Source organism: Polycladidibacter stylochi (assembly GCF_001562055.1).
GTDB classification, from domain to species: Bacteria; Pseudomonadota; Alphaproteobacteria; order Rhizobiales; family Stappiaceae; genus Pseudovibrio; species Pseudovibrio stylochi.
This window is the reverse complement of record NZ_LLWE01000029.1, coordinates 1-22,800: the sequence shown is the minus strand read 5'-3', so window position 1 is coordinate 22,800 and position 22,800 is coordinate 1. Positions and strand designations below refer to the sequence as shown.

General features: G+C 52.0%; 31 protein-coding genes and 1 tRNA gene. 6 read left to right on the top strand and 26 right to left on the bottom strand.

Annotation, left to right across the window (positions count from 1 at the left end):
• Nucleotides 1-109 precede the first annotated feature (109 nt).
• From AYK67_RS12795 to AYK67_RS17785, 24 genes are all read right to left on the bottom strand, one after another.
• On the bottom strand, nt 110-1,324 hold the full coding sequence (locus tag AYK67_RS12795; protein WP_068087442.1) for a phage head morphogenesis protein: 1,215 nt from the start codon (nt 1,322-1,324) through the stop codon (nt 110-112).
• The gene (locus AYK67_RS12790) at nt 1,317-2,876 is read right to left on the bottom strand and encodes a DUF935 domain-containing protein (protein WP_068087439.1); all 1,560 of its coding nucleotides are present in this window, start codon (nt 2,874-2,876) and stop codon (nt 1,317-1,319) included. Before AYK67_RS12790 ends, AYK67_RS12795 begins: the two co-directional genes overlap by 8 nt.
• Complete coding sequence (locus tag AYK67_RS12785; protein WP_068087436.1) at nt 2,876-4,540, bottom strand: terminase large subunit domain-containing protein; 1,665 nt, start codon at nt 4,538-4,540, stop codon at nt 2,876-2,878. The genes AYK67_RS12790 and AYK67_RS12785 overlap by 1 nt, the downstream gene beginning before the upstream one ends.
• The gene (locus tag AYK67_RS12780; protein ID WP_068087433.1) at nt 4,540-5,127 is read right to left on the bottom strand and encodes a DUF3486 family protein; all 588 of its coding nucleotides are present in this window, start codon (nt 5,125-5,127) and stop codon (nt 4,540-4,542) included. The genes AYK67_RS12785 and AYK67_RS12780 overlap by 1 nt, the downstream gene beginning before the upstream one ends.
• Nucleotides 5,128-5,130: 3 nt before the next feature.
• Entirely contained in the window at nt 5,131-5,430 is a 300-nt protein-coding gene (locus AYK67_RS12775; protein ID WP_068087430.1) for a VpaChn25_0724 family phage protein, read from the bottom strand.
• A complete protein-coding gene (locus AYK67_RS12770; RefSeq protein WP_068087427.1) occupies nt 5,427-5,756 on the bottom strand; it encodes a DUF2730 family protein in 330 nt (109 codons plus the stop codon). The genes AYK67_RS12775 and AYK67_RS12770 overlap by 4 nt, the downstream gene beginning before the upstream one ends.
• Complete coding sequence (locus AYK67_RS12765; RefSeq protein WP_068087425.1) at nt 5,757-5,972, bottom strand: TraR/DksA C4-type zinc finger protein; 216 nt, start codon at nt 5,970-5,972, stop codon at nt 5,757-5,759. It abuts the gene before it with no gap.
• A 150-nt stretch (nt 5,973-6,122) separates the two neighbouring features.
• Nucleotides 6,123-6,362, bottom strand: coding sequence for a hypothetical protein (locus AYK67_RS12760; RefSeq protein WP_068087422.1), 240 nt, complete (start codon nt 6,360-6,362; stop codon nt 6,123-6,125).
• Nucleotides 6,363-6,365: 3 nt separating this feature from the next.
• On the bottom strand, nt 6,366-6,563 hold the full coding sequence (locus AYK67_RS12755) for a hypothetical protein (protein WP_068087419.1): 198 nt from the start codon (nt 6,561-6,563) through the stop codon (nt 6,366-6,368).
• Nucleotides 6,564-6,628: 65 nt separating this feature from the next.
• Nucleotides 6,629-7,282, bottom strand: coding sequence for a peptidoglycan-binding protein (locus AYK67_RS17460; RefSeq protein ID WP_162265107.1), 654 nt, complete (start codon nt 7,280-7,282; stop codon nt 6,629-6,631).
• Nucleotides 7,283-7,395: 113 nt separating this feature from the next.
• Nucleotides 7,396-7,821: a helix-turn-helix domain-containing protein gene (locus AYK67_RS12745; protein WP_068087416.1), complete on the bottom strand. Its 426-nt coding sequence runs from the start codon at nt 7,819-7,821 to the stop codon at nt 7,396-7,398.
• 10 nt (nt 7,822-7,831) lie between these two features.
• Nucleotides 7,832-8,482, bottom strand: coding sequence for a regulatory protein GemA (locus AYK67_RS12740; protein WP_068087413.1), 651 nt, complete (start codon nt 8,480-8,482; stop codon nt 7,832-7,834).
• Nucleotides 8,479-8,985 carry a Rha family transcriptional regulator gene (locus AYK67_RS12735; protein WP_068087410.1) on the bottom strand — a complete coding sequence of 169 codons (507 nt, stop codon included), beginning with the start codon at nt 8,983-8,985 and terminating at the stop codon, nt 8,479-8,481. Before AYK67_RS12735 ends, AYK67_RS12740 begins: the two co-directional genes overlap by 4 nt.
• Nucleotides 8,985-9,677: a Rha family transcriptional regulator gene (locus tag AYK67_RS12730; protein WP_068087406.1), complete on the bottom strand. Its 693-nt coding sequence runs from the start codon at nt 9,675-9,677 to the stop codon at nt 8,985-8,987. Before AYK67_RS12730 ends, AYK67_RS12735 begins: the two co-directional genes overlap by 1 nt.
• Entirely contained in the window at nt 9,670-9,987 is a 318-nt protein-coding gene (locus AYK67_RS17170) for a hypothetical protein (RefSeq protein WP_156453154.1), read from the bottom strand. The genes AYK67_RS12730 and AYK67_RS17170 overlap by 8 nt, the downstream gene beginning before the upstream one ends.
• Before the next feature lie 238 nt (nt 9,988-10,225).
• Nucleotides 10,226-10,480, bottom strand: coding sequence for a hypothetical protein (locus tag AYK67_RS12720; RefSeq protein ID WP_068087400.1), 255 nt, complete (start codon nt 10,478-10,480; stop codon nt 10,226-10,228).
• Between the two features lie 9 nt (nt 10,481-10,489).
• Complete coding sequence (locus tag AYK67_RS12715; RefSeq protein ID WP_068087397.1) at nt 10,490-11,119, bottom strand: DUF3164 family protein; 630 nt, start codon at nt 11,117-11,119, stop codon at nt 10,490-10,492.
• Nucleotides 11,116-11,391, bottom strand: a complete 276-nt coding sequence (locus tag AYK67_RS12710) for a hypothetical protein (RefSeq protein WP_068087394.1) — start codon at nt 11,389-11,391, stop codon at nt 11,116-11,118. The genes AYK67_RS12715 and AYK67_RS12710 overlap by 4 nt, the downstream gene beginning before the upstream one ends.
• Nucleotides 11,391-11,768 (bottom strand): transcriptional regulator, encoded by a 378-nt coding sequence (locus AYK67_RS12705; RefSeq protein WP_208976296.1) that lies wholly within the window; start codon nt 11,766-11,768, stop codon nt 11,391-11,393. The genes AYK67_RS12710 and AYK67_RS12705 overlap by 1 nt, the downstream gene beginning before the upstream one ends.
• Nucleotides 11,755-12,366: a hypothetical protein gene (locus AYK67_RS12700; protein WP_068087391.1), complete on the bottom strand. Its 612-nt coding sequence runs from the start codon at nt 12,364-12,366 to the stop codon at nt 11,755-11,757. Before AYK67_RS12700 ends, AYK67_RS12705 begins: the two co-directional genes overlap by 14 nt.
• Entirely contained in the window at nt 12,363-13,112 is a 750-nt protein-coding gene (locus AYK67_RS12695) for an AAA family ATPase (protein WP_068087389.1), read from the bottom strand. Before AYK67_RS12695 ends, AYK67_RS12700 begins: the two co-directional genes overlap by 4 nt.
• 57 nt (nt 13,113-13,169) lie before the next feature.
• Nucleotides 13,170-15,413: a DDE-type integrase/transposase/recombinase gene (locus AYK67_RS12690; RefSeq protein ID WP_068087386.1), complete on the bottom strand. Its 2,244-nt coding sequence runs from the start codon at nt 15,411-15,413 to the stop codon at nt 13,170-13,172.
• Nucleotides 15,410-15,838, bottom strand: coding sequence for a hypothetical protein (locus AYK67_RS12685; protein WP_068087383.1), 429 nt, complete (start codon nt 15,836-15,838; stop codon nt 15,410-15,412). Before AYK67_RS12685 ends, AYK67_RS12690 begins: the two co-directional genes overlap by 4 nt.
• On the bottom strand, nt 15,835-16,185 hold the full coding sequence (locus AYK67_RS17785) for a helix-turn-helix domain-containing protein (RefSeq protein WP_082735808.1): 351 nt from the start codon (nt 16,183-16,185) through the stop codon (nt 15,835-15,837). Before AYK67_RS17785 ends, AYK67_RS12685 begins: the two co-directional genes overlap by 4 nt.
• Before the next feature lie 79 nt (nt 16,186-16,264).
• Between AYK67_RS17785 and AYK67_RS12680 the strand changes: the two genes are divergently transcribed.
• From AYK67_RS12680 to AYK67_RS12670, 3 genes are all read left to right on the top strand, one after another.
• Nucleotides 16,265-16,702 (top strand): helix-turn-helix domain-containing protein, encoded by a 438-nt coding sequence (locus tag AYK67_RS12680; protein WP_068087380.1) that lies wholly within the window; start codon nt 16,265-16,267, stop codon nt 16,700-16,702.
• 167 nt (nt 16,703-16,869) lie between these two features.
• The gene (locus tag AYK67_RS12675) at nt 16,870-17,514 is read left to right on the top strand and encodes a LuxR family transcriptional regulator (protein ID WP_068087377.1); all 645 of its coding nucleotides are present in this window, start codon (nt 16,870-16,872) and stop codon (nt 17,512-17,514) included.
• 59 nt (nt 17,515-17,573) lie between these two features.
• Complete coding sequence (locus AYK67_RS12670; protein WP_068087373.1) at nt 17,574-18,167, top strand: acyl-homoserine-lactone synthase; 594 nt, start codon at nt 17,574-17,576, stop codon at nt 18,165-18,167.
• Between the two features lie 182 nt (nt 18,168-18,349).
• Here the strand turns inward: AYK67_RS12670 and AYK67_RS12665 are convergent.
• Together AYK67_RS12665 and AYK67_RS12660 are read right to left on the bottom strand one after the other, a co-directional pair.
• A tRNA-Arg gene (locus tag AYK67_RS12665) sits at nt 18,350-18,426 on the bottom strand.
• A gap of 65 nt (nt 18,427-18,491) precedes the next feature.
• On the bottom strand, nt 18,492-18,797 hold the full coding sequence (locus AYK67_RS12660) for an ETC complex I subunit (RefSeq protein WP_068087369.1): 306 nt from the start codon (nt 18,795-18,797) through the stop codon (nt 18,492-18,494).
• Between the two features lie 247 nt (nt 18,798-19,044).
• Between AYK67_RS12660 and AYK67_RS17700 the strand changes: the two genes are divergently transcribed.
• The 3 genes from AYK67_RS17700 to dusA all read left to right on the top strand — a co-directional run bounded on the left by AYK67_RS17700 (nt 19,045) and on the right by dusA (nt 22,040).
• The gene (locus AYK67_RS17700) at nt 19,045-19,167 is read left to right on the top strand and encodes a hypothetical protein (RefSeq protein ID WP_274533528.1); all 123 of its coding nucleotides are present in this window, start codon (nt 19,045-19,047) and stop codon (nt 19,165-19,167) included.
• Between the two features lie 113 nt (nt 19,168-19,280).
• Entirely contained in the window at nt 19,281-20,765 is a 1,485-nt protein-coding gene (locus AYK67_RS12655; RefSeq protein ID WP_068087366.1) for an inorganic phosphate transporter, read from the top strand.
• 249 nt (nt 20,766-21,014) lie between these two features.
• Nucleotides 21,015-22,040 carry a tRNA dihydrouridine(20/20a) synthase DusA gene (dusA, locus tag AYK67_RS12650; RefSeq protein WP_068087363.1) on the top strand — a complete coding sequence of 342 codons (1,026 nt, stop codon included), beginning with the start codon at nt 21,015-21,017 and terminating at the stop codon, nt 22,038-22,040.
• The last annotated feature ends 760 nt before the right edge of the window (nt 22,041-22,800 follow it).

The window sequence follows — 22,800 nt, the reverse complement described above, 5'->3', positions numbered from 1 at the left end:
TGCAAATCAAAATGCACCTAACTATAGGACAGCGCCCACGCAACGGACAACCATCGCACCTGCGATGCGAGGGGAAACCCTCTGGGAGCGGTTTCCGGCTCTCAGGGCGCTACTTACCTTCCCTAATTGTTTTGAACTTCCGCGGCCTATTAATAGGTTCATTATCATTCGCTCTTCGGAATGACTTCAAAAACAACTGTTTGCCATCTTTTGTCACCCGGAAGGCTGCAAACCAGTAACGATTATCGACAAGGCCGAAAGCCGAGAAACTGCGTTCGCGTTCATGTAATATGACACCATTGTCCAAGAGTTGCTGAACTTTCAAATAGTCATTAGGCTGCAGGTTCAATCCATCCAAGCCGTCGCGCTTGCGAATCTGCTTGGCCGCATCTTCTGGTGAGAATAGCGCCACTCGTGTTGTCGCGCCCATTTGTTTGGCAACATTTTGCGGCACAATGGCAACTGGCACAAACACCTCTTTACTGGTCCCAAACGCGCCGCCTTGCACCTGCTTGAAGACTTGGGAATTCAGCATGTCATGCATGGCTGCACTGCGAAGTGGCGCGGGCGCTGCGTCCAGTTTGCCGCTGAGATGCTGTGCCAGATTGCGGGCGCGGCTCTTGCCGGGGTTGGTTTGCCAACCTGCGTCAATGCCCTCGGGCACCTGCAACACCTCGCCGGTGCGCTTGTTAGTCCATTCACGCATTGGCACCTGTGGCGGGGTGCTCTCGCCGCCATAGTGCTCCGCCTCGCGTCTGGTGATCTGTCGCAGCCAGCAGTTACAGCCCCAGCCATTAGGCGGGTACCACGTATCCCAAAACGGGTGGTCAACCGGCAGTACCACATTTTCCTTGGCCACATGATGCGGGCGGTGCTCGTTGGACACCCCAAGCCGATACACAAAATAGGGCAGCGCTTTTTTGGTACGCTGCGCCCGCTGCCACTTGCCCGCGCCATATGCGGTGCGGGTGTTGGCCCAGTAAATGGTTTTCAAGCGGCGGTTGGAACCCAGCTGGACAAGTTTGCGTTCGCCGGTTTTCGGGTCGCGCATTTCCTGCTTGCCCCACCAGCCCATAGCGCGCAATTCGGGCGTGAGCTGCTTTTTGAACGCTTCAAACGGCAGACCCTGATCAATCGCAGTGCGTGTGGCCGTGTGTAGCTGCGTCAAGACATCCAGCTGCGTGGCTTTGGCGACCGTAAAATTAAACGCGTGCTCTTGGCCGTAGATGTCGCGCCAATCGAAACTGGCGGCAACCGTGCGGGCATCCAGATAGGCAGCCACCTCCGGCGCAGGCCCTTGCGCAAAGCGGAATGTGTCACTCATCCGCTGCCCCGCTCATGCGTGCTGTGATGGTGGCCTGCGTCAGCGCATCGGTTAGCGGACCCATATCCTGCTGTTGCATCAAGCTTTCAAGCGCCTTTAAAAAACCCGTGTAATCGTGGGCTTGCTCCAGCGCTTTAATCACCGGATCCAGCAGCGGGTCACCTTGCTTTTGCCAATCGGCCAGCCCGTCTTGGATGATCGTGTCCAAGTGATCCGGGTGATCATGCGTGTGTTCATGCGCGTCATTTGGCAGCTTTTGGCGGTTAAGTGCAGTGCTCATAGGCGGCTTATTGGCAGGTTTATGCGGTTCCTCTTTCTGTTTGCCCAGGAACACGTCCTCCTTATCCTCCGGTGCCCGCCAACCGAATTTATCGCGTATCTGCGATCGCGATACGTCCAGACCATTGTTTAGCAACGTATCCAGAATTTCCACTTCGGTTTTGAGGTCTTCCGGCTCATCAATCACCAGCTTGTAAACGGGATAGTGTTCCTGCCGCCCGAAATTGAGCATCACATAGGGCTGGATCAAATGGGTATTAATCGATCTAGCCAGCTGCGCCGCGTCCGCCGCCTTGATGTCGGATCGTACATCATCGTGCACAGTAGCCTGTGACTGGGAGGAACCATCATCGGTGGTCATGGTTTGGCCAAGCACCGCTTTACTTATCTGTTTGTCCAGATATTCCGCCAGTTCTTTAAATACGGCCCCGCCAGAGGATTTGCTCTGGATCAGCTCCATATCCATGGATTGCGGAATGATAGCGGCTGCATCACGGGCGATTGAGCGCACCGCCTGCAGCAGCGCTCGCTTGTCCTTGTCACTAGCATTGGCGCTGTATTTGCCAAGCCGTAGGGGCTGGCCAAAGATTTCGCCAAACGCCGCCCAATCCTTGAGCGTGTAGCTTTTTAGCATCCATGACCAAACAGCCAACCGCGCCAGACCGCCGCGCACCGGCAGGCCCGACTTGATCTTGGGCAAGTGGGTGACATACTTGAACTCTTGCAGCGCGGTGCCCTCTGCACTTTCATCCTGCTTGAGGCGGATTTCGCGCCGTGTTTCTTTGTCGAACTGCAGCCAGCGCGGATCCACCCAGTCAAAGGCGGCGGGTTTCCAGCGTGGGCCGGATGTGTCCCACGTGATTTCCACCAGCGCCACCCCTTTGCCGAGCGCGTCCAGCAAATCCATTTTGAGACCATCAAACAGCGGGTTCTCTAAAATGTCCGTGCGCACAGCCTCGGCAATCTCGAAGGCTTTTTTGTCACTGTCTTCTGCACCGAGTTCATCTTCCAGCCCTATCAGCGCAAGCTTGCGGGTTGAGATCACGGATGCGTAATGGCCGTCGCGTTCCTCCATCTCCTGCGCCAACTCGAAAAAATCTGCCGGGTCATCGTCAACGGCCGCCTTCAAAATACCCGCCAGTTTTTGCGGGGTCAGCGCATTGGCAACCGGTTCGCTCACCACCGAGCGCACACCCTGCGCGGTGGCGGTTGCTTGGCGCTGAGCCAGTTTTTTAGGCTTTGCAAAGCGCTTTAAAGTCTCTTTTAAATCCATCAGACCAATCCATCTGTGCGCGCATTATAAAGGGTTGCCTCATCGTCCCAGTCATCCTCGTCGGTGCTGTCCAGCTCATCATTTAGCTGTGTAATGTAGGCGTATTCGGCCACGTCCATATCACTTGCATATTTGGCTAGCAGCGCTGCAATTGCGCCATCGCCATGGCGTTTCTTGCCCTTTGAGGCCAGCTCCAGTGTACGCTGGTCGCTCGGCACCTGCGGAATGCCACGCTGGGTTTTAATGGCGCGAAAATCGTTGTGGATGTCATCATCCTTGGGGATAGCAAAATCGCCATCCTCAAACCCAGCTTTCAGAACAGGAAAATTGTCGCGGTAAAAACTCTGGCTGAACAGAATGATCTCGATACAGTGTGCACCGAACTGCTGCTGGATAACCTCGGCCAGATGGGCACCATTACCGCCACCATCAAGGGCGGCAGAGGAGAATAGTGGCAAGGCTTTGAGCACATAGAGCAGGATTTGTTTTTGTTGTTCGAACGGTACATTGCGCAGCTCAAGCACAAACGGTGTGCGCAGGGCCATATTGCGCTGCACCTGCAAGGGCCATAGTACAGTCAAATCGGCCACACGGGCAAAATCCAGCCCGGCATGATGGCGCAGATCCGGATCAAGCGCTGCCAGCACCGGAGCCACATGCTCCTCCAACCAGTCATTGGTATCAGCGATGCGCTTTTCTTCCGGCTCATGTACGAACCCGTCCGGACAGGACCAGCGCAGCACCGGCACGTCTTCCATACGGGCGCGAATAAGCGAACTTGGCAAATAAGCGCCGGAACCTTTTGACGGTACACAGTACAGCTCTTCTTCTGCGCCCTCGCCATAGGAGGCGATGAGCTTTTCGCGCCACAGCGCTTCGCCTTCTGCGCTCCAAACCACGGCTGTGCGCAGGCAAATACGCTCATACAGTCCCTCGATAAGCGCATCATCCAGATCAAAGCGCAGCAAGGCGTAGGGCTTGCGTCCCGCACGCACGTCATTCACCAGCTGGTTGAACGGGTTCTCGTCGCCATCATGAGTGGAAATAATACAAACCTTACCACCCCACATAAGCAGGGCAAGGGCTGCTTTTAAAAGCTCTTTTAAATCGTCATGAAACGCGGCCTCGTCAATAATTACATAGCCCTGACGGCCACGCAATGAACGCGGCTTGGAGGAAAGCGCCACGATCTGGAAACCGGAGGCAAAGCGGATCCGGAAGGCTTGGATATTGTTGTCCTTGCCATCCGGCAATTTGCCATCGGTAAACAAATACTCCTCGATCTCGACTGCCAGATTATGGAAGGCACTCGCCCACTCGCCGCAGCAATCGATAAACTCGCGCGCCATCTCCAGATTAAAGCCGATGTAGTATGTGTTCTGGCCGCCATCGGATTTTGCCGTTGCGCTGGTCAAAACCGCATCGGCCCCCAGCGCCCATGTGGCACCGGTTCGGCGTGATTTTTCAACCACTGTCACCTGATGGCTGGCGGTTGTTAGCAATAAGCGCTGCTGATACCCCAGCAGCACATCTGTTTGTCCCATGTCTGCCAGATTGCCGACTGCTGGAGTTACGCGCCCACTATCGGCTCGCAGTTCTGCCCATTGCCGTTTTGTTAAGCGCTCGGCGCTCTCTATCTGTTTCTGGCGAACGGGTGCGCTCATTATTTACCCTCCATGTCCACACCCAGAATGGCGGATTTGATGGTATTGGCCGCGTCTTTGGAAATGCCTTTTTTCTTGGCAACACGGTCAACGGCCGCCTTCGCCTTTTCTTCAAACTCGCGCTCGACCTTGGCCCTGCGATCGGAGGAAATATGCTGGGCTGCTGTGGCCTGTTTGAGCGCCGTGGCCAACCGCATGGCCTCAACCGGTGCAAGACCGGTTTCGCCTGCATCGCCAAGGATTTCAAAAATCAATGTCTTGATGGCTTCCGCAGCCAGAATTGTCACCTCATCAGAGCTTTGTGTGCCCAGATTGAGCGCCATCGCCTTGGCGATTTCACGGGTGTTTTTTTGACGCCTTGTCATGATTGATTGGCGGATGGAGTAGCGATTGAACGCCGATCTGGATATGGGACCGAGCGTTGGATCAATGATCTTCAACCGGCTGTTAAATTCTTCCAGAATGTCTTGCTGGGTGCGGTCGGTTTTTGCCAGCTCCTGCGCTGCCCATTCCACCACGCTTTGCGCTTCGTCCGGCAGCAGATCAATATCGGACAAACGCCCACGACTGGCACGCTCTTTTGCCATTGATCATGCCTCCGGAGAGGGGCGATCAACGCCAGTCAGTACACAGCGGCGCTCCACATGATCGCGCCCCGACTGTGTGAGCTGGGCGATGAGTATAGACCCGGCACTGCGCAATGTGAGCGCCTGTACTTCGCGCTCCAGATAGCGCAGCTGATTGTGCACATAATCACGCGATTTCACATGGCCGAACTCCTCCAGAATTTTGGTCAGGATCGACGAATTCAAGGAATAATCCGGCTCGTTATAGAGTGCGCGCAATACAATCAGGCGCACATCAGAATTTATTTTGTCGGCATAATTCATTTACCGCTCTCCATCAGGTGGTTTTCAATGCGCTCGGTGGTGCGCTTGATGCTCTCGAACGACGTGGCCATGGTATTAAGACCGCCGCGCACCTCGGCCAGCGTCAATTCGATCTGATGCACCGCCTCTTTGCTCGGCAAATGCTCCAGCTCGCGTTCCAATGATTTGAGCGTGCCTTCGGTTTTCACCAAACGCTCTGACAAGCGCTCAATTTTGCCGGAGTTGTCACGGGCACGGGTTTGCAACCAGCCCCAGATGGTGGTGATGATGGCGATGGTCGAGAGCGATACCGCCAGCCAGTTTCGCAAATCTTCGGCGCTCCACATTTACCGGCCTCCCTCAATCTCGAAGCGGCTCTGGCAATCAATGCAACGAATGGCACTGGGGCTCGCCGCGCGGCGACGCTTTGGAATAACCGCCTCGCAATCGACACAGCGCTCGCACCCTCTGGCATCCAGCTGTTGCTGGATAGATGTAATCGCCTCGCGGGCCTCGGCTTCAACACGCTTTCGTGCCTGTTCGATCTGGGCCTCTTGGTTCACTACTCTATCTCCGGTTTGGCGATGGGAATGATCGACGAACATTGGCGGGCATAAACAGCGTTGTGGCGTTTGACGCCCTCAATGGTTCGGCGCGTGTCATTTTCGTGCCAGCCGAGCGGCGTAAAAATCAGGCATTGCATGCGTGGCAAATCACCCATCTCCGGAGCGTTTGTAGCCGTCATCGTCGTACAGCCGCTCAGGATTGCGCAGTAAATCACGATCAAACTCAGTACGCGTTCGCGCGGCCAATTGCAGGTCATCGCTCATCCTTTGCAAAAGCAGTGCGATCACCTGAGTGCGGCCTGCTTTTTCTGATTGCATCTGTTTTGAGTATGTTGCCACCGCACCCAGAAATTTAACGAGTGCGGTGATCATGGTGAGCCAGCCCATCAGCTAGCCGATTTTTTTGCTGGTGAACCACGTGCGCCAGATCACCACCGCCACACCGGATACCGCCGATATGGAAGCGGCGATTTTGGCCTGTAATGCCGGGTCGATATCAATGCCGAACACGGTAGCAACGGCTGCCAGTGCGCCGATGGTGGCTGTCCAGTTGATTTTCGAGGCCCAAGCGGATTTGGTCGGGGTCATTTTAAAGCTCCTTTAAAGCCGGGGTTTTGAGGTTTGATGATGGGGCCGCGTGCATGTGTTGATGTTTATTGTTGCAAGGCGCGTTGCAACGCCTTGCGGGTTTGCGGACCGACGATACCATCAGGCGCTAGGCCCTGCTGGCGCTGGAACCGCTTAACGGCCAGCCGCGTTTGCGGGCCGAAATCGCCGTCTATACTCAAGAAACCTGCGTTCAGCTTTTTCAGACTTTGCTGTAGAACTGTCACCAGATCACCACTACAACCTGCGGCCAGCACAACGCCTTGTTTATCTACTTGCGTTTGAGCATTTGGAAACTCGGGATTGGAGCCAGCGGGGTATTTTTGCCAGCAAAGCTGGAAGTGCGGACCATCGCGAAATGATGACCAATTGCCACCCCATTCCAGATCCACATTCAGCTCGTCTGCTGCGGCGAACATGGCATCAGCAATGTCGCAATAAAGCGAGAATTGCCATAACGCGCCGGAGCCGTCTTCCTCGGTTGCATAGAGATCAATCGCATGGCCGGTTAAATGGCGCGAATTCAATGTGCGGGTGGCTCCGCGTTTTAAAAGATTTTTTTGCCGCTCAAGTGTGCGTCGACCCTCACTAATTTGAAAGGGCTGGCTGGTTAACTCACAGGCCCGCAACACAACTTGAAGTAAATCCGGGTGGATGTCTTCAAGCTTACTCACAGAACGTTTTGACAATATATTATTCATGCACGCAACTCCAAACAATCAACGCTCAAAGATTGCCATTACGTGCAGTAAAAAGGGACGGTGACAGGTTCACCGCCCCTAGGGGAAAGAATCTTTATTCTGCATTGACATTGTTATTTTCGCTTTGGTCGCGGGTGGTGGCCGGCAAACATGTCCGGTTGTTCTTGCTGGCTGCGGTTGCTGGTACCCTTAACGTGGCGGATGGCAGTACGCCGGTTGATGCCGGTAAGCTTGGCGATTTCGTTATAATTCAGGCCCTCACGATCCAGCCGCCGGATGGCCTGATGCCGCTCTGCAGATGACGAGAACGGCCCTAACGGTAGATCGATATCCTCGCCGCCATAATAATCGGAGAGTAACGTAGCGTTTTTTGCGCCAATCAGCCCGCATAGCCAGTGGTCCGCACCGGGGCTGCGCGGGATGCGGATGCGGCAGCCACCATGGCTTTTGATAAGCATCTCAACCGCCACTTGAGATATGCCTGCCAGCTCAATCATTTCATTCATCTTGGGTGTGAAATAACGGCGATCCATCGGCATCCCTTTCTCCTCAAGAGGCGCGGCGAATTGCGGCTTTGCCAAGACCGCCACGCACATCACGTAGCCGTTCGCCAAGTGCGTTTTGCACCCTTATCCACTGTGCGGGTGTGAGATGCGTAAGGCTTTGCAAGCCGGTATGGGCCTCGATAAAACACTGTAGGCCACGCAAGGTTGATTCCTCTTGTGTTCCCGCCACTTGCTGGAGCACGCGGTAAATGGCAATCGCCACCTGAAAGCGCGGGTTGTTATATGGTGCAGGCTGGTTGTTATCTGTGCTCCAGTCCACACCGCCATCACGCGCCAGCCACCCCTTGAGTGCTTCAACTACCCGCTTGCCATCGCGCTCACGGCTGAGCCATGTACCATGATCCAAACCGGTTTGCCGCTTGATAAATGCATACAAAGCGGCATCGCGTTTATCGCGCACCAGACCCAGATTGTATCCGGCAATCCAAAGCGCCCGCGCCTTGGTCAGGTATGGTGAGGATGCTTTGGTGCTGCGTGGCGCTGGACCCATGCGCTGTAGAATCACCTCATAGGTATCGCGGCTGTGACCACGCAAACTGTCACTGCCGGTGATCTGGCGGGCCACATCCCGCAAGTCTTCCTCGGCCAGTCCAAGCTGGCGGGCGCGGCCAAACAAGGCTTTTATCGACGTCATTCCACACCTCCATTTGCAATGGTTTCCAAAATCACTGTGCGTTTATTGGCCTGCTGCGTAATGTGCTTAAGCCGTTTGTCTTTATGGGAAAAATAGATCGGCCCAAATTTGGGCCGATCTTTTGACAGGCCATTTTCCATGGTGTTTGACAGCTGCGCCAACTGCCAGCGGTCAATGATGGCCTTGCGTAGCTTGAAGTTGTAGCCGGTAACCAGAGTGAGAGTTAGGTCTTTGGGAAGGTTGTAGCATTTTGCTATTTTGCTCTGTGGGGTTTGATAGGTGCCCTCAAATTTGAGGTGTCCTATTTCTAACTCATCCAGCATCTTTTCAATGTCACGAATGACGTGTTTATTGACCCACTGCGTAATGTGCTTAAACCGCTTGTCTTTATGGGAAAAATAGCTCACCTCAAATTTGGGCCGATCTTTTGATAGGCCCTTTTCCATGGTGTTTGACAGCTGCACCGGCTGCCAAACACTTTTGTGATTACTGTGGCTTGGCATTAGTGCTCTCCCAACAGCTGTGCCACCTTGTCATAGGCAGCGGCTTTGCGTTGCAACTCGCTATGGGCGGCGGGCATATCCAGCACCAGCGAAGGACCAGCAAAGTGCCGTTGCCATGCCTGTTCTTCCAGTTGCTGCCAGCGGTCAATGATGGCCTTGCGTAGCTTGACGTTGTAGCCGGTAACCAGAGTGAGAGTTAGGTCTTTAGGCAAGAGATAGGATTTTTGGTCGCGCCCATAGCTGTCTTTTGAGATGTGCTCAAATTTGAGCCGATCTTCTGACAGGTCATCCAGCATCTTTTCAATATCGCGAATGACATGTTTATGCTGCTTGTTGCAACGCTCGGCAATTTCGCGGCTCGACATGGATTGAGGTACTTGTAGCGGCGGTTGCCCACGCCCCTGCGCGCACCCCATGAGAAAAGCTGCCAGCTTGGCTGTGCGGGGTTTGTGGCTGGTTCTGAACATCTGCTCCAGCCCGACAACATCGGTGAAAATGCATGTTTGCAACCCGAAGCGGGTGGGCAGCTGGCATAAATGGCGCTGTTCGGGGGCAAGGCGACGGCGCAGGTGGATACTGCTGTAATAGCCCAGCACCCGGCTAATATCGCTGACCATAAACAGCGGAGCTGTGGGCCGATTGATCATGCGGATGATGTAGGGTTCGAAATAGATAAAACTGATCTCATGCATGGCCGAATTCCTTTGCTGTCAGACAGTCATAAACAACGCACAGATTGTGGTTGGTGCGATCGGCGGAAAGGTCGGGAGAGATTGCACGCTCGTGCAGCAGACGGGCGAGCACATGAACCGTTTCATGGGCAGAGGCATCCTGCTTGCTCTGGTCGAGAACAGTTACAAGAGCGCTGGCCAGACTTCTTATCTCCAGCAGCCCCGCATCCATGTCATCAAGGGTTTTTCGGATTTCTCTCAGCGCATTGTGGGCGCTATTCGCATGGGTCATATCAAAAGCCTCTTTGTTGGCAGTTTGGGAACCACTCAACAGAGAGTTTCTGACGACCCACTGGTGAGCGGGAGGTTCAGAACCTTCACAAAGAAAAGGCGGGTTTATTCCCCTTACGGGTATTGTATTCACCGCCCTCCCGCCCATAGCGAGATCGTGCGCCGGATAGATTCCGGGCACAAAAATACCGCAGGCTGACGGGTGCGGTGTCCGCTTCGTGAGAGGTTCTGACGCCTCACCCGCCACTATGCTGGTTAATTGCTGCGCTGTCAAATGGTCAATGCGCGGGATCATGGCAGCCTCCCTTGCGCAGTCTTGTAATTGGCAGCGGCTGCACCGGTGCTTTGACGCCAGTCCAGCCATGGGGCAGGCCATTACGCAGGCCAGAGGCTATCCACGTTACTCTGCCGTTCTCAGTTATCTCGCTCACCACAGAAATGGTGAGCGGATAGCCACGACGTGCCCACACATCGCGAATGAGCATGGCGTGTTGCATGGTCATGGCATCCTGATCGCGTGATAAATCGCCCATAATGCCCCCTTACGCTTTCGCCAGATCAAGAGTGATCGGCTCAAAGGCACCGGTGCGCTCGTTGCGCTGATAAACGCGCACGTAAGTGGCCGTTTCATAGGGGCGAATGGCATCGGCGATGGCACCCATGGCCTTACGCCAATCCGGATCATCCAGATCGTGCTTGCGCAGCCCCATAATTTTGGCAACCGACAGATTGCCCTTGCGATCGGTCTCGAATGCGCTTTGCACAATGACCTTTAAATGATCATTGGCTCCAACCGACCAGCGTTTGATGCACTCGTCTATCAGCTGCTGGGCGACCTCCAGCTCGGGACCGAACACGATGCGGTCTGTGTTCTGGATTTCCAGCTTGAGGCTCTGGTCGTAACTGGTGAGCGTCATGTTGCCCTTCTTGCCACCACGTTTGATACCGTATTCGCCTGCCAGCAGGTCTTTAAACCCTTCCGTTTCTTCAAGAACAGTGCTTTTAAACTCAGTTAAAAGCTGCGATAGCTCGGCGGCTTTGATAGCAACAGTGCGCACCAGACCATCTTCAATCTGGTGTTCTGTTTTAATGGCACTGATCGGCACCAAGCGGCCCTTGCCATCCTTCCACATTACTTCTTGCTCACTCATTTGGGTTGCTTGCTCACTCATTTGGAAACCTTTCGCTGTTTGAACGGGCGTTGCTTGAACGGGATGATCGTGGCTGCTCTTTCCGGCTCAGCCGCAACCTTTAAAGCCGGATTAAAAAGCTCTTGAAGGGTGCTGTGCGGCAGGCTCAATTCCAGCTGCGTTGCCGCGCGGGCGGCCTGCTCGCACATGTCGGAAAGATCAAGGCACAGCTTTTGACTCATGGGTGCGCCCGCTGCCTGTTCCAGCAGCTTTTCACGCACATAGTTCAACGTGATAATGATCGGCACTTCCATTAGCTCTCCTCCAGTTTGGAATGCGGGCATCCGGAGCGGCAGGCGCGATAAACACGTGTGCGCACGCTGCTGGTGGCGACAAAATCGCGGCTCTGGTTGTTAAGACAGATGTCGCGGGTGATTTCGCCCAGTACCGGACACTCGACGCACTCGCTTAACAGTGCCCCGCGCACCAGCTCCTCGATGCGGCTGAGATCGCCCTTGTACGAGCGCTTTAAGGTGCCGGAGATCAGTGCATTGGATACGCCCAAGCGGCGGGAGACCTTAACTTGGCTGGTACGGTCACACTCACCAGCCAGTGCGGCCACCCAGTCTGGCACCGGCTGCCAAAAATCCGTGATCTGCTCGCTAAAGGGGCGCATGTCACGCAGTGTCATTGCTCTCCTCCTGTGCGCTGATGGTTTCCATGAGTTTGTTGAGGTTGGGGTCAAACACCACTTTGGTTCTCAAGATCAGCGGCGCTTGTGGCCCTGTATTTTGCGTCGGTTTGAGACGGTAAAGATGCGACTTGAGCTTGCCGGTTTCGCGTACCGAGAGATAACCGGCCTGTACCAGTTTGCGCAGGTATGCCTGCGCTGTCGCACGGGTGGGCTGATAACAGTCGGTGGTGCTGGCAATAGCCAAATCCTGTGCGGAAAACCATTTGAGCTGGCGGATGGCATTCCACATATGCTGTTGCCCTTTCATGGGCAGCAACGTGCCATCGCGGCGGATACGTGGATACGCCAGTTGCCTGCGCACCAGCTTGTAGCCCTGCATCTGGCCAAAGCGTACCGGCTCGATAAACTGCGCCAGTACCAGCCTCTTAAGGTAGTCGCGTACATCGCTATCGGCACCTGCACTGCATTTTTGAGTAATATCAGTGGCGGTAAACACTGTTTGTGTCTTATCCAGCTCGCGGATAACCTGCCAGATGTGGTGGAAACCACGCTTGATCTGGGCTGTTTTCACATCAACTGCGAATATCTTGCTCATTTGCCCAGCCTCCGTGTTGCCGGAGACGCACCAGAGATGATTTTGCCGGTGTAGTCAGCGCTACCTATGCGCTCCAGCCCGGCATTGGTGGCAAACTCACGCACAGCCACCAAAGTGGTGGCAATGCGCCTTGCGCGGCCATGGGTTTCATCGCAAATGCGCTGTGCCAGATCCTCCATGATGTCCAGTTTTGGGGCATAGCAGCGGGCCAGCGCTTGTGTGTCGGCCAGATCGCATGGCAATGCGCCTACAAATTCCAGCACGCGGTTATGGGCGCGTTCATATTGTTCCAGCTTTTGCGGCAACAGCTCTTCGCCCAGTAGCAGTACGGGCGCTTGGCTGTGCTCTTGGATTTCGCGCACCAGCTCTACCAGCTTTTTCTCAATCAGCTTATCCGCTTCATCAATAATCAGCGGCTGATGCGGGTTGTCCGAGAGCAGGTGAATGGCCTGTTCGGTGAGATCGGCAATGGTGCCGCGCGGTTTTTGTACGCCCAGCTCCATCAAGATGGCCGAGACCATTTTCTTTTTCGTCCAGCTATCAGCAATTTCGATGCGGGTGGCACCGGTTTTGTTCTGGACGAAAATGCTCGACTGGGTTTTGCCAAACCCAGAGGGGCCATAAAAGACACCAAAGCCGGGTAAGCTAAAATCACGGTCAATCAGCTTATTCGCCAGTTGCATGGCTAGAGCGACATTTTTAAGCGGTGCAAAGCCGCCATTGACAACATTCCGGTTACCTGTCATGTTTTAGTCCTCATTAGAAGATTGGCCGCTTTCGAGCGGTCTTTTTTTTGGGAAGGTCTAGCCCTCCAGAAAACTCTCCCCGAACTCGTCAGCCATGATTTTCATGGATTTGTATTCCGCACCTTCGCGATATCCTGCCAGCCAACGGGCATCAGCCTCACTCAGCGGATCGCCTGCGCTGATGCGTTTTTCCAAGGCCAATGCGCGGCGATAACGGTCGAACTGGCTCTCTGCCTTAATGGGGCGGGTGTTTGCGGCCGTGCTTGGCCGCGATTGTCTTGGTGTCTTTGAGGGCTGGGCGGGCTGTTCTGGCTGTACTGGCTGTACTGCCTCACTATCCAGCTCGGCTTTTATTTGCGCCATCACATCATCCAGCCCGTCCGGCAGTTCCGGCTGGGTGAGTTTTGTCACCTCGCCAGCGGCCGAAAGCATTGGTGTGCTGTGTGTCTCGCTTGGTTTCGGGAAGGCTGTGATGTTGCTTTGGCCCTGTTCCAGCACCGCGTTCAACACATCGCGCGGGCCGATCTTGCGCATCTGGCGACGCATGGAGGTGATCTGTTCTTCCTCCAGCGCTTTTTGCATTTTGCGCACATGCGCGATGGTTTTGACCGGATCCAGCCCAGCCAGCACCGGTGCAAAGGCATGGCCGAGGAACTGCTCGCCGTCATCTGAAAACACAAACAGCTTGCCCAGATCGCGAGGGTCTTGGCGGCAGAACACCCGCTCGCCCACCATCACGTTGCCGATCAGATAGTGCTCGTTGTTGCAGCGGATGCCCGATTTTGTCACTGTGCGAATACCATTGCCGCTGGCAATTGGCGCCAGCAGCACATTGAGTGCGGTTTCACCAACCGTTTTAATGGAGCCTGTGTATTGCTGTGCCTTGGTAAATGGCGTGCAGCCTAATGCGCCGTGGCGATTGTGCTCGTAGACTGTCTCTACCCATTGGGTAGAAGCCTCCTGCAACTCTTGCGGGGATAGATCGACCGCAAATATCTCGGCATCCGATGTGCCGAGCCGATCAGAAAACTTCCTGCGCGATTCAATGACGGAGCGGTCCGCAACGCTGTGGCCCACATAGCCGGGCAGTAACTCGGCAAATCCACGCTGCCATGTGCCAATAAACCGCTCCACGTGGGGCTTTTGCTCGGGGCTGTAGGCATCACAGGTCAGCACCTCAATGCCAAGGGCGGCGAACAGCCGCTCTGTCTGTTTGGCAACAAAGTCGCTACCATTATCTGTTTTTACGGCCTCTGGCACACCCCATTTTGCAATGGCGTCCCGAATGAGCACACCCACAGCGTCTGCACGCGGGGTTTGTGTCACCAGTACCAATGCGCGGCGCGAGAATACATCAACACAGGCGTAAATATGCCAGCGGCCCTCGGTGGTCATGACATCGGCGGGTGATGCATCAATTTCCCATAACTGGTTCAGGCGGTGGATATTGGCGCTGGCACCGCCAGCGGCCACCATACGCACACTGCCCTTGTATTTATCGGGGTTGGTGAGGCGTAGCAGCTCGTTGGCGTGCTCCTGTTTCCATGCCTTGATATGATGCTGGAAGGTGCGCAGCGGCGGGCAGGCAACGGTTTTGACCTCGCCAGAACGGACCACCAGCTCAAAGCACTCGCCAAACTTGGCAATCACCGCGGCGCGTATCGGTTTGCAGCTCAGATGCGGTTGCTTGGCAATCAACCCGAGGATGAATTGTTTGACAGCACCGCTATGCGCAACCTCCAGCACACCAGTTTGTGCACGCGACAGTTTGCGCGTACTGGCAAGGGCCGAAAAATCACCATTTTTCATGGCTGATCGCCAATTGTAGACAGCCGATTTTTTAAAGGATGGTATTGCGTCCTTCACCCAAGTGGCGATTTTAAATTCACCCGTATTGTATTGATGGGAAACAACCACTAGCGCCTTGGAAAAGCTGCAATTCGCTGAATTCTGATAGTTTTCAATGGCTGAAAGGATTGCCATTCTGGCATCAAGTTCGCTTCGCTCAATAGCGTTGCTGGCCGCATCGTGCTTGTAGCCGATTTGCTCACAGCTTTCGTTTACTGGCGCATTATTTATACGTGCCATAGCCTCTTTGGCCGCTATCGCATCCCGCGCTTTTCTTGGTAGTAATGTGTAATGAACTTCGTAAGTGCCGCTAGCACTACCTGCATTACGCCGGTACTTTTCGGGATTTTCTGCCCAATTCATCGTCACTGCACAACGTGATACAGCAGCAGCCGATGATAAGCCCGGTAAACGAGCGGCAATTAATTCGCGCCTAGTCCACCATTGTTTCATTGGCTGCTCCCCCGATAGGTGGCGTCGGCAAGTGCAATATCGCTTTCAAGCGCCTTTAAACGTTCCTTTAACAGCTCTCTTTCCAAGAGGGCACGCTGGCGCTGATTGATGACAGTTAAGCCAAATAGCGATGGTAAAAACTGGATGAGATGGCTGTCATTCGTCGCGTGAATAAAAGCAGCAAGGCGGGGTAGTGACATTTGTTTGTCACCAGCAGAAGGGGCTGCATACTGGTTTAACTGTGCTTCGCTAATTTTAGTGCCCAGATAAAGCGTCATTCGATGGGCGATTTCGGCGCGGCTGAGAGGGCTGCGAGCCATAGCCTCGCTCAGTTCCAGTTTTAATGCCGCGCTCACCTCGGTGCCTTGGAGAGCACGCGTCTCTCCCAAGTCGTCAATCCCCCATGTTTTGCAGAGGTCGTTCATTGCTTGCTCCCATGAGTAGGCAAACAACTACAAACGTGCGTGCTACACTGTTCTGTAGCTAAATATTGGCAATCTGTTTGACATTGTGCGGGTAATGTTTTCGGCGTAGTTTTTCCTTGTTGGACGTGCCGTTTGCCGTGGCAGTCATATCTATCTGGCCATAAATCGTGTCCGGAATAGCCTGTGGCTGCAATTATTAGCTCTTCACCTATAAGGGTTGGGCGGTAAAAAGCATTACGACAGAGCGACTCAGAGTAACCGGCATCACGAGCAAGGCTTGTTAATGTGCGATTTTGTGCCGCCAATCGTCTCTGGACGTCAAACTTATCGCGGGCCGGTTTGTTCATAACTGCGCTCACTTTGTTACATTTGTGAATAAGCTAACAGTCATATGACTATGTTGGCAAGTGTTTTGTGGAGACATGGATGCCAAACGACCAAACATTAGGGCAGCGCATGGCCATAGCTCGTGAGCCACGCACGCGCAGATCAGTTGCCACTCTTTTTGGAATAGCTGAATCAACTCTCTCCAATTACGAGCTGAATAAGCGCCAGCCACCGGCTGATTTACTGGCTAGATACGCCGAGCAATTTGGTACGGACCTAAACTGGCTGATATCAGGTGAAGAAAGAGTGCCTGTGCTTTCCGGCTCTATAAATGAAACTGTATTTAAACAAGTTTTTGAAATCGTACTGAGTGAGCTTAAAGCTCGGAAATCTCTAGATGAATTCCAGAGCGCACAGATTAGCGGTATACTTGCAAGCGCCTATCAATTGGCACTGAGTAAGGCTGATGCAGAGGGCAATGTAGCTAAAAACAAGCTGGCAACCCTGCCGGATGTGATTAAGTTTTTGTTAGATTGAGCGGCTATCCAGAGTTGTTACTCGTTCACTTGCTGTATGACATGAATAGCGATGTATATTGCTGTTTACAATTTGTGAGTATTTACCACTCCAAATGAATGTAATTGAAAAGTCATTCAACTGTTGATAACTAATCATGTGTGTAGTTATTAATGGAGTTTGACCACATGAGTTTTGCCAGACTTGCTGCTCAATGTAATGAATTGGGAATCGAATACGTCGCCTATGGGTGCCTGAGTGGCCATGTAGGGATAGATCACCGATCTCCTGCGGTGCTTTTAAATTATCCAGATGCGTGGGTGGACGAGTATTTTGAGCAGGAGTTGAACGCGAACGATCCAGTCATCAATAACTGCGTAAAAGCTGGTATCGCGCTAGATTGGCATGAACTTACTAGCTGCAAGCAGGAGACAAGGGTATTGGAGGCAGCGGCTTCTCACGGCCTACGCCACGGGTTTGCAGTGCCTCTACTGGGTCCGGGTGGCGCTCGGTTCTGCCTGTCATTTGGATCCACCCAGAGAATTGACCGTCAGCAGACAGATCAAGCCATTGGCGCAGGGGCGATTTTTCACTCTCAATCACTTGCAACTTATGACACAGACCTGTTTTCACACCCTTTGCAATCATTAAGTCCGCGCCAGAAGGAAATTCTTCAATATCTTGCCGCAGGTATGTCCGGCGAAGAAATCGCTGACACTCTGAATATCACCCGCGATGGCATTAATTGGCACCTGCGCAAAGTTTATTCAAAACTTGAAAATGGAAATGCAGCCACCGCTATATCTGCAGCAGCACGACTGGGCATTGTTTGATGTCACCCTGCCCAAACTTATAGAAACCGACTTTAGTGCCTCAAGAAACGAGAGGTTCCATGAAAGTCATTATAACAAATTGGAAGCAGGCGAGTTCTGGATGTAAGGCATGGCCTGCCCAGCATATACTTAGGGCTGAAAGCTTCATTGACAGACTGGCATACGATCAAAAATCCATGGGACAGGTCCGTAAACACCAAGGCTGGGAATATGATCAATATGACACACCAGAGGCTGAGTATGTGGTCGTATTGAAAGATGGTGTAGCTATTGCCTGCTGCCGTTTAATTAACTGCACTTCTGCAACAATGGCCTATGATCACTGGATTGAGCAGACCTCAACAATATCCATAAAGCCAGCCAGATTAATTGAGGCCAGCAGAATATGCACCGCAAAGAACCTGCCGCCCCCAGAGCGACAAAAAGCTTTGGATCTGCTCATTCAAAACGTACTAAAGCGTGCCAGCGAACAAGCGGTAACCCATTTGCTAGGCGTCATGCATCCAGTCATTATGAAGGCACTTTTAGCGCAGCGACGCGTACCATTCAGCGTAGCTGCAGAATGGATTGTAGATCAGCAGCGTTGCATTATTGGATTGATTAATGTGAATGAGGCTCTTGGTAAATTTAAGCCGATATTTGAAGATATGTGAACTGGAATAACTTATCGGCTGTTATTTCTTTGAAATGCGCGGCGCATTATTTTCCATTACGAAGTTGCGCGTTTTCCATTACGAAGTTGCGCGCTACAACAGCTTAGCAACAAAACTGTAAAACACACTGTAAAACATTGGGTCAGTTTGGTTTGCTAAATGCTGTAACTTATTGAAAAGAATGGCGATCCCTGCAGGATTCGAACCTGCGACCGTCGGCTTAGAAGGCCGGTGCTCTATCCAGCTGAGCTAAGGGACCGCGTATCGCTACATTTGTAGCGACGATGCTTTTAAGGCAGAAAACTTATAAACTCAATGCTGAATTTAATGTGTCCACGGAGCAATTCTGTCATGGCGGAAATTTTCTGAATACGAAGCAATTTGGGTTTTCTTCTTGCGTGGTTCAATTAGCTTATACGCAATGTTTTCACGCTCGGCATAGGCAACAGCTTCTTCCTTGCAGGAGAAGGTAATTTTAATTTGCTGGCTCATATCACCACTAGAGGTATACCCCATAAGCGGGTCAATTGTTTTGGCAGTTTCGGGTTCGTAAGATAAAACCCACTTGCCTGCTTTGCCCTTACCCGACTGCATCGCATTTTTAGCTGGGCTATAAATCCTGGCGCTCATGATATTTCCTCATAACTTCAAAATATGCCGAAACCAAACATCTCACACCTATGAAACAAGTTACAAGCGTCTTGTTCAAGGTGCACCCTGAGGTTTACTAGCAGATTTTATGGGTAAGTCGAATTATATTTATGATATTGAATAATATTATGATTTTATTCAGTAAATTAATTAATAATAACAATTACTTATAATTTTTTATTGCGTTTTCGTGACAAAGCTCTTCCCACAGGGGCTAAGTAATCGTATGAACGAGCCAGCAAAGTATGCTTTTTTTGTGCATATGTCGCAAGTGGTTGATTTGTATGTATCGGCCACTGTAGCACCGGCACAGCATCGAAAGCAGGCTTTTAAAGAAAACCGAAGGTAGGGGCTTATTATAAATGTAATAGGTCAAGCGATAGAAACGGAATGTGCCTTTTACCCCACGTCCGCTCTAAAGCGTCCTGCAAACAGAGCTATTAGAAGTAACAAAGTAGCCGAATGTCGTATTCACCAAAAAAACCTACGCTGGACAAAGATTTAGACAAGTTTGTCGGGCTTGAAATTGCAGGCTTTACCATGGCGCGACGCCTGTTGGCACCTGCAATTGCATTTGTTTTCCTTCTTGTGGCAATGATGGTTGCCAGCTTTTATGTTTCCGGCGGTTATGGCGGTGGCATTATCATTGCAGCCGCAGGTATCGGCGCATATCTTGCCATCAATATTGGTGCCAATGATGTTGCCAACAATGTTGGCCCCGCCGTAGGCTCGCAGGCCCTGTCCATAGGCGGTGCCTTAATCATCGCAGCCATCTTCGAAAGTGCTGGTGCGTTGATTGCTGGTGGTGATGTGGTCTCCACAGTATCAAAAGGCATTATCGATCCGGCCAGCACGCAAAATAGCTATGTTTTCGTCAATGTTATGTTGGCTGCACTTATTTCCGCAGCTTTATGGGTAAACCTCGCCACATGGATTGGTGCACCGGTTTCCACCACACATGCTGTTGTCGGCGGCGTTGCCGGTTCGGGTATTGTGGCTGCTGGTTTTGCGGCCGTTAACTGGGGCACTATGGGCTCCATTGCCGCGAGCTGGGTTATCTCTCCACTGCTCGGCGGCCTGATTGCCGCAGCTTTTCTAGCCTTCATCAAAACATTTATCATTTATCAGGATGATAAAATAGCTGCAGCAAGGCGCTGGGTGCCGTTGCTTATTGCTATAATGACAGGGGCTTTTTCCGCTTATCTAGCACTTAAAGGGCTTAAGAAAATCGTCAAGATCGATTTGCAAATGGCCTTGTTGATCGGAGTTGCCATGTTCTTTGTTGGCTGGTTCGTCACAAAGCCGATCATTCGTCGCCAGTCAGAGGGGTTAGAAAATCGCAATCAGTCCTTGCGTAAATTGTTCCGTGGGCCACTGATTTTCTCTGCAGCTCTTTTATCCTTTGCCCATGGTGCTAACGACGTTGCCAACGCCATTGGCCCCTTGGCTGCAATTGTACACGGTATAGAATACGGTGAAATTGCTGCAAAAGTGCAAATCCCCCTCTGGGTAATGATAATAGGTGCTTTTGGTATCTCCTTTGGCTTACTGCTTTTTGGGCCCAAGCTCATCAAAATGGTTGGGGAGAAGATTACCAAACTCAACCCCATGCGCGCCTATTGTGTGGCGCTATCTGCTGCCATCACCGTTATTATCGCTTCTTGGCTTGGCCTGCCGGTTAGCTCAACACATATCGCTGTTGGCGGTGTTTTTGGTGTTGGTTTCTTCCGTGAGTGGTACACCAAGAACTCAAAACGCAGAATCGCTTATGTACAAAAGTCCACGGGCACACAGGACTATAAAAAGGAAAAAAGCGATTCCGGTAATCGCCTGCTCGTACGGCGCGCCAGTTTCATGACAATTATTGCTGCTTGGGTCATTACAGTGCCGGCAACCGCATTATTGTCAGGTGGGGTGTTCTTAGCCCTGTCATTTGTACTCAAGTAAGGCAGTTCGCATGCAATTCTGGCCACGGTGATACTCGCCGTGGCTTTTTTGCGCCTAAATGCCTTGCAAATACCAATGCAAGGCAGCTGGGCATTGCTTTAAGGTTTGAAACCGAAGGCCGGCAATCAACAGCGGTCTTGATTGCATGCTAATCTTGATTATATGTTGCGCTAAAATCAGCGGCTGCGTCAGCAACGCAAGGCCTCTTGAATAAACACCGGGTTATAAAGTTGAGTTGGAATAATAGAAATGCCAGAAAAAAAACAAACGCTTTATAGCCTGGGCACGCCGGTATTTTCAGTTGCACCGATGCTTGACTGGACCGATCGCTATTGCCGTGCCTACCATCGGGTACTCAGCAAAAAGGCATTGTTATATACCGAAATGATAACAACGGGCGCACTTATCCATGGAGATAAAGAGCGCCATTTGCAGTTTAATCGCCAGCAAGAGCAGCCGGTAGCCTGCCAACTTGGCGGTTCAGACCCGAAAGTACTGGCGCAATGCGCCAAACTCATAGAAGATTGGGGCTACGACGAGGTTAACTTGAATGTTGGTTGCCCTTCAGACCGTGTGCAATCCGGCCGTTTTGGCGCCTGCCTGATGTTAGAGCCGCAACTGGTGGCCGATTGTATCGCCGCCATGAAGAACGCGGTGAGCATTCCGGTTACCACCAAGTGCCGCATTGGTGTTGATGAGCAAGACGAAGAGGCGGCACTCAATGCTTTGGCCGACGCAGTTGTTGCTGCAGGTACCGATGCCCTATGGGTTCATGCACGTAAAGCATGGCTTAAGGGCCTTAGCCCCAAAGAAAACCGCGATGTGCCGCCACTCAACTATGAGCTTGTGTATCGCCTGAAACAGCGCTTGCCCCATATCTTTGTTGGTATCAATGGGGGTATTGCCACATTAGAAGAAACCAAAGAGCATCTAAAGCAAGTCGATGGTGTTATGATGGGTCGCGCTGCCTACCAAAACCCCATGCTTCTTTCCAATGTAGACCAAGAGGTATTTGCAAGCGATATGCCACCGCTCACAGCAAATCAGGCGGTAATGGCGTATCTACCGTTTATCGAGGAACAGCTTGCGAAGGGCGAGCGCTTGGCTGCGATAACCCGCCATATGCTCGGCACCTTTCAAGGGGTGCCAGGTGCCCGCCATTTCCGCCGCATCTTAACCACCGGGGCCACAAAAAAAGGTGCAGGCATTGAAGTGGTGCATGAAGCCTTAGCAGCCGTAGGCGGCTTTGCAAAAGATCTACTGCCTTCAGACTAATGAGCTTGTGATAGGAGACATTCTTGCACTTTCATAGAGTGGGGAATTAGCGCGGTTAAGGAGAGCAGTTAATCAGCGGGACGAATGAAGAGGAAATTGGTATTCAAACTGTTAAGGGCTGTTGCAGCCATACAGGTATCCAAGATTTGCTTTATATTTTATTCAAGAAGTAGTTGGTCCAAAATAGGCCTCAATAAATTCAGTGTTATCAGCTTTATGCAATTAGAAATCAATAGACGATAAGAGCTCTAAGCTTAATTAAAATGATTAGTTAATACGATAATGGTGGCTGTACTACTAGGCAGTAGGCAGGAAGCAAATAATCTTGAATATGTACCTATTGTGTACCCGTATTCCGAAAAACTGAAAAATTTTAATGGCCTAACTATTGTCGACCACTTTTCGAGGCTCTTGGATTGCTTCACGCTTACGCACTTTCAATAGGAAAAGCTCGATAGGTGTTTGCAGCTATAGATTGCTTCAAAATGTAATGACTGGCAAATGGCGAAAAAGAAATCTCTTTATAAATTCAATCCACTATTTGAGACAACTATAGCTCTCCTTATGAAAGAAAAATCTAATAGTGATAACCCAATCTACTATAAAATATGTAAAAAAATCGGAACATTCAATATTTAACTATCATCAAACTACTGTATCCCGGAAATCCCCCCATTTTTGGAGGAGCTTGGCTGTAGAGTTACGCTGCCAGTTTTAGTTTAGTGGCAGGTGTTATGCCGCCGATGGCCATGTTGGGCCG

Excerpts from the sequence above, each read along its gene's own strand:
- AYK67_RS12795 (WP_068087442.1), bottom strand. The coding sequence starts at position 1,324 with ATGAGTGACACATTCCGCTTTGCGCAAGGGCCTGCGCCGGAGGTGGCT.
- AYK67_RS12790 (WP_068087439.1), bottom strand. The coding sequence starts at position 2,876 with ATGGATTTAAAAGAGACTTTAAAGCGCTTTGCAAAGCCTAAAAAACTG.
- AYK67_RS12785 (WP_068087436.1), bottom strand. The coding sequence starts at position 4,540 with ATGAGCGCACCCGTTCGCCAGAAACAGATAGAGAGCGCCGAGCGCTTA.
- AYK67_RS12780 (WP_068087433.1), bottom strand. The coding sequence starts at position 5,127 with ATGGCAAAAGAGCGTGCCAGTCGTGGGCGTTTGTCCGATATTGATCTG.
- AYK67_RS12775 (WP_068087430.1), bottom strand. The coding sequence starts at position 5,430 with ATGAATTATGCCGACAAAATAAATTCTGATGTGCGCCTGATTGTATTG.
- AYK67_RS12770 (WP_068087427.1), bottom strand. The coding sequence starts at position 5,756 with ATGTGGAGCGCCGAAGATTTGCGAAACTGGCTGGCGGTATCGCTCTCG.
- AYK67_RS12760 (WP_068087422.1), bottom strand. The coding sequence starts at position 6,362 with ATGGGCTGGCTCACCATGATCACCGCACTCGTTAAATTTCTGGGTGCG.
- AYK67_RS12755 (WP_068087419.1), bottom strand. The coding sequence starts at position 6,563 with ATGACCCCGACCAAATCCGCTTGGGCCTCGAAAATCAACTGGACAGCC.
- AYK67_RS17460 (WP_162265107.1), bottom strand. The coding sequence starts at position 7,282 with ATGAATAATATATTGTCAAAACGTTCTGTGAGTAAGCTTGAAGACATC.
- AYK67_RS12745 (WP_068087416.1), bottom strand. The coding sequence starts at position 7,821 with ATGCCGATGGATCGCCGTTATTTCACACCCAAGATGAATGAAATGATT.
- AYK67_RS12740 (WP_068087413.1), bottom strand. The coding sequence starts at position 8,482 with ATGACGTCGATAAAAGCCTTGTTTGGCCGCGCCCGCCAGCTTGGACTG.
- AYK67_RS12735 (WP_068087410.1), bottom strand. The coding sequence starts at position 8,985 with ATGCCAAGCCACAGTAATCACAAAAGTGTTTGGCAGCCGGTGCAGCTG.
- AYK67_RS12730 (WP_068087406.1), bottom strand. The coding sequence starts at position 9,677 with ATGCATGAGATCAGTTTTATCTATTTCGAACCCTACATCATCCGCATG.
- AYK67_RS12720 (WP_068087400.1), bottom strand. The coding sequence starts at position 10,480 with ATGGGCGATTTATCACGCGATCAGGATGCCATGACCATGCAACACGCC.
- AYK67_RS12715 (WP_068087397.1), bottom strand. The coding sequence starts at position 11,119 with ATGAGTGAGCAAGCAACCCAAATGAGTGAGCAAGAAGTAATGTGGAAG.
- AYK67_RS12710 (WP_068087394.1), bottom strand. The coding sequence starts at position 11,391 with ATGGAAGTGCCGATCATTATCACGTTGAACTATGTGCGTGAAAAGCTG.
- AYK67_RS12705 (WP_208976296.1), bottom strand. The coding sequence starts at position 11,768 with ATGACACTGCGTGACATGCGCCCCTTTAGCGAGCAGATCACGGATTTT.
- AYK67_RS12700 (WP_068087391.1), bottom strand. The coding sequence starts at position 12,366 with ATGAGCAAGATATTCGCAGTTGATGTGAAAACAGCCCAGATCAAGCGT.
- AYK67_RS12695 (WP_068087389.1), bottom strand. The coding sequence starts at position 13,112 with ATGACAGGTAACCGGAATGTTGTCAATGGCGGCTTTGCACCGCTTAAA.
- AYK67_RS12690 (WP_068087386.1), bottom strand. The coding sequence starts at position 15,413 with ATGAAACAATGGTGGACTAGGCGCGAATTAATTGCCGCTCGTTTACCG.
- AYK67_RS12685 (WP_068087383.1), bottom strand. The coding sequence starts at position 15,838 with ATGAACGACCTCTGCAAAACATGGGGGATTGACGACTTGGGAGAGACG.
- AYK67_RS17785 (WP_082735808.1), bottom strand. The coding sequence starts at position 16,185 with ATGAACAAACCGGCCCGCGATAAGTTTGACGTCCAGAGACGATTGGCG.
- AYK67_RS12680 (WP_068087380.1), top strand. The coding sequence starts at position 16,265 with ATGCCAAACGACCAAACATTAGGGCAGCGCATGGCCATAGCTCGTGAG.
- AYK67_RS12675 (WP_068087377.1), top strand. The coding sequence starts at position 16,870 with ATGAGTTTTGCCAGACTTGCTGCTCAATGTAATGAATTGGGAATCGAA.
- AYK67_RS12670 (WP_068087373.1), top strand. The coding sequence starts at position 17,574 with ATGAAAGTCATTATAACAAATTGGAAGCAGGCGAGTTCTGGATGTAAG.
- AYK67_RS12660 (WP_068087369.1), bottom strand. The coding sequence starts at position 18,797 with ATGAGCGCCAGGATTTATAGCCCAGCTAAAAATGCGATGCAGTCGGGT.
- AYK67_RS17700 (WP_274533528.1), top strand. The coding sequence starts at position 19,045 with ATGAACGAGCCAGCAAAGTATGCTTTTTTTGTGCATATGTCGCAAGTG.
- AYK67_RS12655 (WP_068087366.1), top strand. The coding sequence starts at position 19,281 with ATGTCGTATTCACCAAAAAAACCTACGCTGGACAAAGATTTAGACAAG.
- dusA (WP_068087363.1), top strand. The coding sequence starts at position 21,015 with ATGCCAGAAAAAAAACAAACGCTTTATAGCCTGGGCACGCCGGTATTT.